Annotated in this window: 10 protein-coding genes; 5 read left to right on the forward strand and 5 right to left on the reverse strand. The window is 64.8% G+C overall.

Translation table 11 applies throughout. The annotated features are described in order from the left end of the window. Positions 1-358: 358 nt before the first annotated feature. A complete protein-coding gene (locus QRN23_RS00390; protein WP_285061957.1) occupies positions 359-1,759 on the forward strand; it encodes a RelA/SpoT-related domain-containing protein in 1,401 nt (466 codons plus the stop codon). 176 nt (positions 1,760-1,935) lie between these two features. Here the strand turns inward: QRN23_RS00390 and QRN23_RS00395 are convergent, their stop codons facing one another. Next, complete coding sequence (locus QRN23_RS00395; RefSeq protein ID WP_285061959.1) at positions 1,936-4,791, reverse strand: DUF4365 domain-containing protein; 2,856 nt, start codon at positions 4,789-4,791, stop codon at positions 1,936-1,938. Positions 4,792-5,049: 258 nt separating this feature from the next. Here QRN23_RS00395 and QRN23_RS00400 point away from each other — a divergent pair, with 258 nt between their 5' ends. Continuing rightward, complete coding sequence (locus QRN23_RS00400) at positions 5,050-5,472, forward strand: very short patch repair endonuclease (RefSeq protein WP_285061961.1); 423 nt, start codon at positions 5,050-5,052, stop codon at positions 5,470-5,472. Between the two features lie 156 nt (positions 5,473-5,628). Here the strand turns inward: QRN23_RS00400 and QRN23_RS15435 are convergent, their stop codons facing one another. Next, complete coding sequence (locus QRN23_RS15435) at positions 5,629-6,147, reverse strand: ABC transporter permease (RefSeq protein WP_350224679.1); 519 nt, start codon at positions 6,145-6,147, stop codon at positions 5,629-5,631. 186 nt (positions 6,148-6,333) lie between these two features. Here QRN23_RS15435 and QRN23_RS00405 point away from each other — a divergent pair, with 186 nt between their 5' ends. The 3 genes from QRN23_RS00405 to QRN23_RS00415 all read left to right on the forward strand — a co-directional run bounded on the left by QRN23_RS00405 (position 6,334) and on the right by QRN23_RS00415 (position 9,825). Next, complete coding sequence (locus QRN23_RS00405) at positions 6,334-7,206, forward strand: hypothetical protein (protein ID WP_285061962.1); 873 nt, start codon at positions 6,334-6,336, stop codon at positions 7,204-7,206. Positions 7,207-7,360: 154 nt separating this feature from the next. Then, positions 7,361-8,887, forward strand: a complete 1,527-nt coding sequence (locus tag QRN23_RS00410; RefSeq protein WP_285061964.1) for an ATP-binding protein — start codon at positions 7,361-7,363, stop codon at positions 8,885-8,887. Next, positions 8,887-9,825 carry an O-methyltransferase gene (locus tag QRN23_RS00415; protein WP_285061966.1) on the forward strand — a complete coding sequence of 313 codons (939 nt, stop codon included), beginning with the start codon at positions 8,887-8,889 and terminating at the stop codon, positions 9,823-9,825. Before QRN23_RS00410 ends, QRN23_RS00415 begins: the two co-directional genes overlap by 1 nt. Positions 9,826-10,040: 215 nt before the next feature. On the opposite strand, the gene QRN23_RS00420 is transcribed toward QRN23_RS00415, so the two are convergent. From QRN23_RS00420 to QRN23_RS00430, 3 genes are all read right to left on the reverse strand, one after another. Then, positions 10,041-10,502 (reverse strand): hypothetical protein, encoded by a 462-nt coding sequence (locus tag QRN23_RS00420; protein WP_285061968.1) that lies wholly within the window; start codon positions 10,500-10,502, stop codon positions 10,041-10,043. A 29-nt stretch (positions 10,503-10,531) separates the two neighbouring features. Continuing rightward, positions 10,532-11,050, reverse strand: coding sequence for an ImmA/IrrE family metallo-endopeptidase (locus QRN23_RS00425; RefSeq protein WP_285061970.1), 519 nt, complete (start codon positions 11,048-11,050; stop codon positions 10,532-10,534). A gap of 109 nt (positions 11,051-11,159) precedes the next feature. Then, complete coding sequence (locus tag QRN23_RS00430; RefSeq protein WP_285061972.1) at positions 11,160-12,578, reverse strand: ATP-binding protein; 1,419 nt, start codon at positions 12,576-12,578, stop codon at positions 11,160-11,162. Between the last annotated feature and the right edge of the window lie 97 nt (positions 12,579-12,675).

Below are 12,675 nucleotides of genomic sequence, written 5' to 3' on the forward strand. Positions count from 1 at the left end.
CAACGATCGAGGGAGCGACATTCATGCCGGACCGGTCGCCCCGCCTTCCATTGCGCATGAGTCGAAGCGAAGGGCCATGCGACGTCGTAGTCGACGCGTCGAGAGGCCTCATGCCCCCACGCTAGCCGAGGCACCCTCCCAACCACAGTGCCGTTTTGCGTCAAGCGACAACACGTTGATATGCAATGTATCGGGGCAGTGCGACGGACATCGGCGTCGCGCGTCTTGCAAATCGTTCCACGGACTTGGCCCCGACGACGACCGAGGGACAGCCCCCAACTGGGGCTCTTCTTAGGCCGCTGTTGTAGCGCTAATGTAGCCAGGAATTGGATTTCATAAAAGCTTTCTGGGGGAAGAAATGTCCGACGAAAAAGACGGTAATCCTGTGACGGAAATTGCCGCGCATCTGTGGCGATATGCGCAAGACCAAGAGCTTTTGAGGGGCGCCTCGGACGACGTGCAGGCGTACCTGACGGAGCTTGCGCAGGAAGCCAGCATCACGGTGCATGCGATCAACGGGCGGGCGAAGTCTCTGTCCTCCTATGAGAAGAAAGCGAGCAAGATCGACGCGTTCGGGGGCCCTCGCTACCCGGACCCGGCCACGCAGATCCATGACTGTGTCGCCGCTCGTATCATCCTGTTCACCACGAGTGCCCGGGACGATCTCGTTCTCCTCGTAAAGAGCCGGACGGACGTCCTCGAACACAAGAACCCAGGGTTGACCAAGTACAACGGCTACGACAGCGAGCACCTCGTTATCACCGGCCTCACGGACGAGGACGCCCAGGCCAGGTACCCGCGCCTGACGCGGTACCTGAAGAAGTACCCGGGTCTCGAGATCCAGCTCCGTAGCGTCGCCTCGCATGCGTGGGCCGAATACGAGCACGACATCCGATACAAGGCAGGCGCCTACCAGGGCCTCTCGGCTGACAGGAAACTGCAGATCGATCAGTGGTTCGTCGAAGCGGGCGGAATGCGTCGCGTGATGGACAACCTCTTCGCCCAGATTGAGGGCACGCTCATCTCGAAGGACACGAAAGAGGAAGCCGCTCCCGCCTCGCCCGAAGAGGTGGAAGCGGACCCGGAAGAGACCGACGAGACGCCCATCGGCCAGGCCTCGCTCGGCAGGGTCGTCGCCGCTCGTCACCCCGGTGCCGAACGGGGCGAAGGACGCGACTACGACGTCGTCCTCGAGCAGTTGGACCGCTTGGGGATTAAGACCACGGGCCAGCTCGAGGTGGCCCTAGCGGACCTCGAAGAGGGCTATGTGGCGCAGTTGATGGACTACCCCACGTCCACGAGCGGCATTCGGCGCCTAGACGATGAGATCCTCGCCGCGTTCACCGACAGGTACGTCGAGGTCGCTCCCGACGGTAAGAGGAGGCAGCTTCTCGAGCTGCGCCTGCGGAGAGTGCGAGGCAAGTTCGCCATCTACTCGATCGAGGTGGGCGAGACCGCCACTCCCCCGATGACCGCTGCCCGGACCGTTCGCCACCTGGCTGCGATCGTCGCGAACGCATCGGGGCTGGAGGCGGCTGAAGTCCTGGGCGCGATCTCCCGCGTGGAAGGCGAACTTAACGCGTCGGCGCACGCCCGACTCGTGCGCACCACGTCGGGTTCGCTCAGCGTGGCCAGCAACCTGACGCGGGCGTGGGCCGAGGAGATCATGCGTGCCCTTGTCAAGGGTGCGCCTACCGCCGGCATCCGAATCGTTCGCGCCGGGGACACCTTCCTGCAGAGCGAAGACGACGCCCTCTAGATCCTGGCTTCACGAGCAGACAGCCCGGAGTACGTGCATCCACGCCGACGCCCTACCGGGTGTCCGGCGTGGACGCATGCGCAGCAGCCCCGCCCGGCGAAACCGGCGGGAGCCGTCCGGGGGGCTGTGGCCCGAGAGCAGAGGCCGTAAAGGATCGGGTCCAACCGGCGTACTCGCTACTTACTCCTACCGCCCTGGTCCTCATCGTGTTCGTGGGTGCCGCCACCGAGCAGCATCGAAGCCGACTGGCGGATGCGCCATGCTGGGTGCCGTCGAAGGTTCTCGAGCAGTGGGACCAGCTGGGGGCGTTCGAGCAGTACCGAGCGAGGCAACTCGTCCATCAAGGCGCCAAGCGATCGCTCCCCGGCATGTGCAGCTCCTGCCTCGAGGGTGCGAAGCGCTTGGCGTGAGGCAGCACCGTCACTGACGGCGATCGACGCCAACGCGCTCATGGCAGCCGCTCGCACCCGTTGTGACGGATCGACGAGGAGGGCTGCGAGTGCGTCGACGTTGCCCGATGCGCGGAGGTGGCCTGCGTACCAGGTGCGGTGCTCCTCGACCGCCGACGTCGCCAGGGCAGCAAGCATCGGCGACGAGATGTCGTCATCGCCGCCGAGCTGGACCTGGAGCGCGTCCAGGGCCGTGGTGTCCAGCCGTCGACCGGAGGGGTCCGGCATCGCCTTCGACTTCCGTATGGCGGGGAGAGCCTCCTCGAGTGCTCGCCGGGGGGAGAGCGGGACTGCGGCAGTGTGCGCGGCCAGGAATCGGCAAGTGTCGATCTTGAGGTTTAGAGCGACCGCGCCGTCTTCCAGGAATCGAAGGAGCGGCGCCCATTCGTCCGGTCGGCGGTGGGTGAGAAGCAGGCCGGCCGCGAGTCGGGCGGCGTCCGTGCTCATGACGCTCATCGAGCCGCGGCGCGCGCGCTCCGTCACAGCCCGCAGGTTGGCCCAGCACGCCTGCAGGGCGGCCGAGACCTCGTCACCTCGGAGATGTGCAAGGTCGGGGACGCCGCGTAGGGCCTCCAGGTCACCGCCCAGAATGCGGCCACCCGTGGCCACACGGACTTCGTGGACCTCGAAGGCCCGTGTGGCGAAGACGCGCGTCCGCCAGCGGGGTGCGCTGTCGTCTTGAGCTGCCTCCGCCACGCGCGCGCTGAAGGGGCGGAGGTGACCGGCATCGTCGAGACGGCCGAGGAGGTGACTCAAAGGTCCCTGGTGGGTCTCGTCGTGGTCGGCGTCGAGTAGGTGATCGACGACGTCGCGAGTCACAGTCTCCTCTGCGAACACGACGACTCCGGCGAGGGCCTCGAGGAGCGGCCCGATGGCGAGCAGCTTCGGCCGGAGGCGGGCTGGGCGGTCGTCTCTTCCCAGCAGCATGTCCGCGACGTCGGCGGCCAGGTGCGCTCCGTGGCTGTGGGTCGCGTAGTCGCCCGCTTCAGCGACGGCCGTGAGGCCTGCTCGGAACGTCGTCCTGGAGAAGGACTCAGGGTCCACACCTGATATGAACTCGCTCAACGTGGCGGCAGACCCGACGGACCTCAGGTGTCGCAAGGCCGCTTTGAGAGACGAGTGATCTCCAGCGGTAAGGAGGTCGTGGAGAGCCCCCGTCGCGTCTCGGCCCTCTGTGAGGTCGACCTTGGCCCGCAGGCCACGGGCGTGCGAGGCCTGGCTTGTCATCCCGGTCAGGTTCGCTATGAGTTCGGCGGACGCCAGGTCGTTGCGGCCGGTCGAAGCTCCGCCGAGGAGGACCGTCGGATCACGGGCCCACGAGCGGGCGGCTTGAGCCATGCTCGTCGAGAGGCCGTTGGCGACTTTCTCGGAGCGCCACCAGCTGGCCATGTTGTCGAGGGCGGGCAATACGTCGGAGAGGTCCCTCACGAGCATCTCCTCGGTCTCGAAGAGGATCCAGGTGGCCGTCGATTGCAGCGCGCTGGCGGTCACGTCGCGGGCGTGTCTGGCCAGCCGGACGGTTGCCTCCTCCGCCATCGATCTAGCCCGAGGATTCTCTCCCCGCTCCATCTCGAGGGCGGCGATCCGCACGCGGAGCCACCCCTGGTCGACCGTGTGCTCGTCGTGCACGAGGTTGACCCGCAGCGCCTCGACCGCGCGCTCGGATTGCCCTGACTGGTGGAGCGCGACGGACAGGGCCACGGCCGTGGCGACGCCCATTCGCGAGGACCGCGTCGACACCGCCACGGCCTCGAGGGGGTCCGCGTCAGCCCCGGTGCGCCACGCGTACAGGGCGCCCGCGAAGCGCCAGTGAGGGTCTTCGTGTCGAAGCGCCTCACCGAAGTCCGGCACGGCCTCGTGCCTCTCGGCATTCTCCTCCCATCGAGTCGCGGAAGAGTCGATCACCGTCGCCGCGGCCTGTGACCACGTCATGGGCGTCACTGAACCCCGATTCGGGTGGGGGACGACGAGCCGCGGTGTCAGGAGTGCCATTCGGGCCTGGTCCTCAACGGGTCGAGTCGTCGCGTCGTAGTTCCACCTCGATCCCTCGAACTGCAGCCGGCGGAGCGCGCGGTCCGCGGTCTGGGCCCAGGGCTCGCGGAACGAGCCGTCCAGCGGTTGCGAAGCGGGTACGAAGACACGGATGCCTTTGCCCGTACTCCTGATCGTCTCGCGGTCGAGGTACGCCCAGAACCGTCGCGTCTTCGTCTCGTCCTGCAGGACGAGGATGTGGGGCACTGGGTGGTCGGACCAGTAGTCGAGGTGACTGTGGTCGTCTTCGCGGAACCACCACCCGTCCTCGCCGTTTACCGTGGCCTGCTCGGACAACGACATCGTCCCGGTCTTAACCTGGACGCCCATCATCAGGAGCAGCTCGACACCTTCGTCGTCTCGGAGCTGCAGGTAGAGATCCGTGCCGAGGTCGTGGTCGCCGGTGCCGATCGCTCCCCAGCCGAGGTTCTCGAAGAAGCCCTTGACAGCGGTCTCGCCGGAGGCGCCCATCTGCCGGTTCGGGGGCTGTCTCATCTGCTTGGCCTCATTCCGGTCGAAACGAAAGGCGAGTTTGCCCGTCTGCACCGTCATTCGACAACGCATGCGCGGGTGCCCGCGTGGGGAGACGCATCTCGCGTCTGGAGGAGCGTCGGCGTAAGCGCCTCGCGATGCAGCTGGGCAAACAGAGGCGCCGTAATCGCGAGAAAGGTATTCTCGTTTATTTTTTTCCGTGCCATTCTCGGAATGGCAATCCGAGCCTAATTGGCTTGCGTTCGAGTTCGTTCCGACGGGCGGGTCGTGAGGGGCCCGGCCGACCGTAGACCGGTGAGAGCGGAGCAAAGTAGGAGCATGGCAACCGAGTCTTGGGCGTCCAGCGATGTCGTTCGCAGGAGCATGAAAGGCAACCGAAGCAGGGATACCGGCCCGGAGTTACGAGTCCGCCGACTCGTGCACGCGCGTGGCTTGCGGTACCTGGTGGACTCGCCCCCTGAGAAGTCTCTACGGCGTCGCGCCGACCTGCTGTTCCGCGGCCCCCGCGTAGCGGTTTTCATCGACGGATGCTTCTGGCACGGTTGCCCCGACCACCACACCGTGTCGCGAACGAATTCCAGCTTCTGGGCGGAGAAGGTGGCGCGGAACCGGGCGAGGGATGCGGACACGAATGAGCGCCTCGCCTCGCAAGGCTGGACGGTGCTGCGTTTCTGGGAACACGAGGACCCCCACGCCGTCGCAATGGTGATCGAACGGTGCGTCAGGGGCATGGAGAGCTGAATCGGTCGGGGCGACTGGTCGCAAGACGGTCGTAGGCTGCGGTCCTCGTGCGTGTCGACACAACCGTCTTGTACGGGGGGCGGAACGGGCCGTCGTTCGGGCCGGACCCGGGGCCCACCAACGCCTTGCGGGGTGAAGCAGCTCAGCGTCGGCGCTTTACAGGCGCAATGCTTGATGGGGCTGGATCCTGGAAGCGCGTCCCGCTGCGAACAGTCCTCCGATGGCTCCGACGGCCACGCCTCCGAGGATTGCAAGGGGTGCAAGTCGGAGGTCGAAGACCGGGACCCAGTGCCTCGAGATAGTCATGCCGAGGACCCCCGAGAAACCGGCGAAGAGACCGTGGACTCCCCCCAGCCCACCGATCATGACCGCCTCGGCCAGGACCAGCCCGGTGATGTGGATCGGCCTTGCGCCGATGGCCCGGCGCAATCCGAACTCTTGCTTGCGTTCGATGACGGACATAATCATCGCGTTGGCGAGACCCGCTATTGATGCGAGGAGGGCGATGCCGGTGAATGCGAGGAGCGTCGTCTGCAGGTCGGACTCGACCTCGCCGCGAAGCCCGGACGGGTCGACTGGTGCGGAGACAGTCAGCGATTCAGGAGCGATCGGGTTGATGACGAGTGGGGCCTGGCGGGCGACTTGCTGAGCCGCGCCGGAGGACGTGAGTAGCAGCGCCTTGGACGGGCCCGCAGGGGGTGGAACGTGTCGTTGAGATCTGAAGCGTTGCCGGAGGTAGCGACCGACCTACCGGACGCACCCGTCCTGCACTTGGACCAGTCCGCTTGGGTGGGGTTGGCGCGAGCCGGCAACGGTAAGGAGATCCGATTCCTGCCCCTGCGAAACAGACTCGCGACGCTTGTGGACGAAGAACGCCTCGTCGTCTGCCTGTCGTCCGTTAACTACCTTGAGCTGTGGAACCGACAAGGGAAGAACAGCCGCGTGGCCCTCGCCCGCACGATGGCAGAGATATCCCGTTACGTGACCTTGGCCCCTCTCGATGCGCTGGTGCGGGCTGATTTCGACCAGAAGCTGCCCGTCGGTCTCAAGCGGAGGGACCCTACGAGTGCGTTGGGCATCGGGGCCGACCATGCATTCGATTCCGAGACGGGCCGGCTTCGCATGGTCGAGTCCCTCGCCACGGACAATGCAGAGGAAGGACCGGCCGTGGCCCCGACCGCGGACTTCGTCCAGCTAAAGCGAGACCTCCCGACCGCGGTCTGGGAGTGGTTCAACCTCGTCGGAGGTGACGATTCCTACGACTTACCTGGCATCGACTACCGGCCTGAGCACCGCCTCGGCGACGCCTTCGCCCAAGACCACAACGCGGGTATCAAGGCACCCGTGGACGCGTCAGAGACGTACCGACAGGTCGCCGGGTACACGCTCAGCTGGATGCATGACGAGATCCTCGCCGAGGAGCATCTGGACGCGCTCCGGCAGCTGGCATCCCCTGCGGCCGCGATCACCTTCGTGAACAGCAGCGGCCCCACGGCCGCTTTCACAGAACTGCTCTTCCGCACCTACAAGAACAAGGCATATGTCTTCAAACAGCACGACCGAAGCGACTTGCTCTCCCTGTCGCAGGCCCTGCCGCACTGCGACGCCGTCTGGGCCGACAAGCACTGGGCCAATACAGCCCGTGCCGCGAAGCTGGACAGCCACTTCGGCACCCGCATCGTCAGCGACCCCGAGAGCCTTCTCGACTGGCTCGACGCCGTGAAACATCGATGACGAGCGCCCGGTCGACGGTGACGGCATGACCTGCTTTCTGGCACGCATTCCGTGAATGGGGCTGGCGCAATACGGCTAAGCGAGCCAAAATCAAATCCGTCCCAATTAGTTTAGAGAAAGCAGCCATTGATGCCGTCCGCTCTCGAGACCGACCATGCCCATGAGTGACGGCCAGCACGTACTGGGCCCGCGGTTGCTGGACAGGGTGAGGGACCACGACGCGGACGCAGTGGACGTCCGGCCCGTCGACGCCGGGCCTGTCAAACGGTTCTTCATCGACATCCTGACTAGAGACGTTGAACTTAACGACGCCATCCTCGATCTCGTCGACAACAGCGTCGACAGCGCCGCGAAACTCCGCGCGTCGGGCTCTCAGGACGCAGTCCTCATCGACATCGTCGCCGACTCGCACTCGTTCTCGATCAGCGACAACTGCGCGGGCATAAGCGTCGACGCCGCCGTAGACTACGCCTTTCGTCTCGGGCGCCCGGGAGACGAACTGTCCGACGACGACGACGACCCGGAACGTCCGCGACCACAGGAGGCGCCTGGGGACGGGGTAGCGGGACAACCCCGGTCGATCGGCCAGTTCGGCGTCGGAATGAAGCGGTCGCTCTTCAAGATGGGCACCGAGTTCACAGTGATGTCCGCCACCGAGGACTCGTACTTCGACATGCATCTCGACGTTAAGAAGTGGATCAGAAAGGCCGACGACTGGAACATAGACGTACGTGTCCACGACCTCGACCGCGCCAAGCTGCCGCCGCGGGGCACTGCCATCGTCATCCACCGCTTGATACCGGCCGTCGCGACGGCGCTCGGAGAACTCGTCGTCACGAACCGACTGAGGGAAGATCTGCGCTCGAAGCACAGGATGGCTCTCGAGCGCGGAGTGGTCATAAGGCTGAACGAGGAGGCGCTCGTCGCGGAGCCCACGGTCCTCGCCCTCAACCTCAAGCCGGACGATCTCATCCGACCCCTGGTCGAACGCTTCGAGCTGGAGGACGACGAAGGTCGGATTGTCAAGGTGGAGATCTACGCGGGGGTGGCGGCCAAGACCCAGACCGCTCCCGGCGCCGAACCCGAGACGGTCCAAGAGGCCGAACGGTCGGCTGGCTGGTACGTCTTCGGGAACGACCGCCTCCTCATGGGGCCTGAGCGGTCCGCCGTCACGGGCTGGGCAGGCGGCCGCGCCGCGCTGCCGCTCTACCACAACCAGTTCGGTCGCTTCCGCGGCTACGTCTACATGAGCGCAGAGGAGTCCGAGGCGCTTCCATGGAACACGACGAAGACCGGGGTGGAGACCTCGGACCCCATCTGGACCTCCGTCCGAGGGGAGATGCTCAGAACCGGCCGCGAGGTCATCAATCTGCTCAACCAGCTGAAGGAGGAGGGTTCCGCCGACGACCGTCTGGCGAAACCGCTCACATCTGCCTTGGAAGCGGCCAAGAACACCAGTGTCAGCGAGGTCGCTAAGACGATGAAAGACGAAGTGTCGCAGACGCTCGCCTATCCCGACGCGAACCCCGAGATCGTCAAGGGCAAGGGGCACCGCATCGCGTACACGGTGGACGAAGATGCCTTCGAGGCCGTCGCCGTCGCGCTCGACGTCAACTCTGCAGCGGCGGTCGGACGCGCGACCTTCGACTACTACTACGACGAGTTCGTCGGTGAGGACTGATGGACGGATCGAAGCTCGACTACCGCCACCGACCCGCCAAGAACATCGAGCGCCACCTGATCGTCGAGACGTTGCGCCGCACGCAGGCTATCTTCCGCGCCGATTACCAATACGTCGGCTTCGGTGCTGTCGAATTTATCGACTTCCAATTGGTGCACAGGTCGCTCGCCCTGCGGGACATGGTGTCCATCGAGAAGAAGGACACGGAACGGCACGAGTTCAATAAACCCTTCAAGTCCATTCGTATCCTGACGGGGCAATCGAACGAACTTTTCCGCCGCAAGGAGATCGACTTGAGTCGCCCCACGATCCTCTGGCTGGATTACACGACCGTGTTGAAGCCGGAGATCATCGACGACCTCCTGCAGGTCGCTCGGATAGTGTCCGCTCCGACCTTCTTGCTCGTCACGCTGAACGCGCAGGAGACCCCCGTAGTGGCGAAGCGTCTCGAAACGTATGAGGCGAACGTCACCACGGAGTATCGGGCCCCGGGTCTCACCAACTCGATGCTGTCCAAGCATGGACTGGGTCGCGCACAGCGGACGTCCGTCGAGGCAGTCCTGGCGCACGGGCTGAAGCAGCGCAGGGACACGGGAATTCAGTGGTCGCAGGTATTGAACATCCATTACGCCGACGGGCAACTCATGCAGACCATCGGCGGGCTCATGCTTCCCGTCGAGACGTCCACGAAGACCGTCCGTCAGGCGTTCCAAGACTTGGACACGTTCCGCCCGGGCGAGGACTATCTCGACCTGCGAGTACCCATGATCACGGCGCGTGAGCGGGCCCACTTGGATCGGCAGCTGCCCAAGAAGTCACCGGCGCCGCTACGGGCCCGCGGCATACCGGGAAGGGACCTCGAGGACTACAGGAAGGTGTACCGGTACTTGCACCTCGCCGGCCTTCAATCCGCGGCCGAGACGACCTGGACCGAGTGAACTGACACGGCCCGACCCAGCCGATACGTGCCCCGGAGTCGGCCGGAATACCGTCGCGTCACGCGAACGCCGGTCGCGCAACCCCTGTGGCTAGGGTTGGGCCGTCATGTGGTGCGCAGGGGACACGGGCCGCCTCGGCCCCTTCCGGCACGACGAGACGGCAGGCGTAGGGACCCTGTCATAGCCCCAGGGAGGCCCGGGGCCGTCGAGAAGTTCTACTCGCCCTGCTCGCCTGCTTTACGGGAAGCCTTCTTCAGCATCCCTCGGTTCGGGAAGAGGTTTCTGGCGATGATGGCCACAATCCCGATCACCTCGACGACGCTCGATGACAGCCACGCGATCATGACGGCATCTGAGGGCACGAAGTCGACGCGGTTGAGGTAGGTGTGAAAGAACCAGTTGGCAACCATGAGCTGGACCCCGACGGCGCCGACGGCGAAGTAGGCGAGGACCCGCTTGAGGCCGATGTCTTGACGCCGATCCCTGGCTTTCAGGGCGCTCATGCTGAGTTCTTCCTCGGGCCGGGCCAGGCGCAGTCTCTTACCGGGCCGCCTACGGAGGGAGACGAAGACCTTGGCGTCGGTGGCCTCCCGGATGTACCTCTGCGCCGCCAGGAACTCTTGCTCGTCCTCGGTAGCACCGGTATCTGCAGGCGGGTTGGCTTTCACGTCACCCATGCGAATGCTCCGCGACTCTGACTTGCCCATCAGTTGAGTCCGAGGGACGAGAGCCGGACATCCATGGCCTCGGTCGAGACGTCGAAGATCCTTGCGATGCGCAGGACGCTCATCCCGTCCGCCCACCACTTTCTGACGGCGGCGCCGGGCATGAGCAGTTCGGCGGCGAAGGCGTTGGCGAAGATCTCGTCGGGGTCCGTTCCGGCCCTGGCAAGTTCGTCACGGGAATCCACAAAGCCGAGCTTCTCGTCGGGCTTGTCGCTCCTGCTGGCGAGATGTCCAAGCTCATGGGCGCATGTGAACCTCTGCCGACGGGGAGAGTCTGCTTTGTTGAGAAAGATCTTCGTCTCGCTGGCTCCGTCTTCCCGGACCAGGAGGCCCGAGACCTTGTCCTTAAGTCCCGCTCGCACTACCTCGACGTCGATGCGATTCGCGATCGCGACAGGGTCGACGGGGAAGGTGACCATCCCCTCGTCGTCAGTCCAGTACGTCTCGAGGTAGTCCCTCGCCTGCTCTCTAGCCGCATCCAGAGACTTACTCTTCGCCATGAAGACCCTCCTGTCCATCTCGTCGACGCGGCGCTCTTGCGGAGCACGTGCGGAGTCCGATGATCGCCGGTTTGCCACTGCCTACGTTCGCGTGGGTAGCGATGGTCATCTACTTGTCGATGTCGTCGAGGAACACGTTAAAGGTCGCGCGGCCGACCCGTGCGGCCGCCTTCTCCTTCAATGCGCGGCTGACCATCTGAAAGGCGTCCAGGTCGACTGCGTAGGTGACGGTCTTCACTCCGGAACGGAGGTTGGGGTTGGGCTCGGGGTAGCGCGCGTGGACGACGTTGTCGGCACGCAGTTCGCCGATGGAGATGGAGTAGACCACCGTGGAGGATGGCTGCTCGACGACGACTGTGGCGGCGCTGTTGAGAGCCGTGCTGATCGGCGCCTCATCGCCCTCCTTGCCCGCCTGCCGCTCACTCTTCGCATGGTTCAGGAGAGTGATGATCTCCCGGCCCGCCACGATCATGGCCTCCCTGACCTCGGCCCAGACGGGACTGCCGCTGTCCACCCCGGTCTTCATGGTGTTCCACGGGATGGCACTCGAGTCGGCCGCTTCCATGTACACGAAACCGCGGAATCTCGCGTACTGGTTGTGGAAGAGCGGGAGTCTGGCCTTGCCGCTGCCCCAACCCGTGATGCGTGTCTTCTCGGCCGAGAGAAGAAGCCGGCCGTTTCCGAACACCTCCCACCCCGCCTCGGCTGCTGGGAACTCCACCTCTTCGGGTTGAGCGTCTTCGTCCATGCCGGACAGCTGTGGCGCAGCCCCGGCCACGATCTTGACCCGGACCGGCTCCCCGTCCGGTGTCGAGATGGTGAACTCGGTGACCGCGGCCGAGATGAGTTCGCTGTCCGCCACCTCGGACGTCCCAGCGGTGAGGCGGTCACCGTTCAGCCTCAGGGTCATCCCGTTGCCCATGGCGATGCGGTGCCTTGACATCAGCTCGTCGCGAAGGAGTTCCGAGAAAGGCCTCTGGCCTTCAGGGCCCCTGACTTCGGCGAAGGCCTCCTCGACCGAGTCATGGAGGTTGTTCACGATGATCGTGGTGCCGGTCGCCTCGTGCGGCTCTCGATCATGGACAAGGATGTCGAAGTCCCAATCGGGCTCGTCCTCCCACGCGTCGACGTCCAACTCGACGGTGAAGTCGCTGTTCGAGGCCGCCGAATTGACGATGAAGTTCGTTCCCAGTTTGAACAGGGACCGCTTCAGCCCCACACCGAACTGCCCGATGGACCCGCTCGTGCCCGAGGCGTCGGTCGGCCGACCCATGCGGAAGACGTAGTCCTTCGCATGGTCGACGTCCATGCCTGCGCAGTTGTCCACAATGCTGAACTCACGGCCCTGGGCCACCACTTCGACCGTGACGCCGCTCAGGTCCCCGTCGGGGTTCTTCGTGCGAGCACTGTCCACGGAGTTGTCGACAAGGTCGAGGATGGCCGCGGCGAGATCGATGTCCCGAGTGATGATGTCGATGAAAAACCGTTTGACCGGTTGCGCGTTGACGCGCTCGATTGTGTCGACCATTTTTCCCCCAAATGCAGTCGGCATCAGGGACTGAGAAAGCGCACTTTAGAAAAGGGGCACTAACCGGCCCCTGCGAGCTTGGATCAGCTTCGATTAT

It is taken from the genome of Frigoribacterium sp. ME-P-080 (assembly GCF_030209595.1).
Lineage (GTDB): Bacteria > Actinomycetota > Actinomycetes > Actinomycetales > Microbacteriaceae > Frigoribacterium.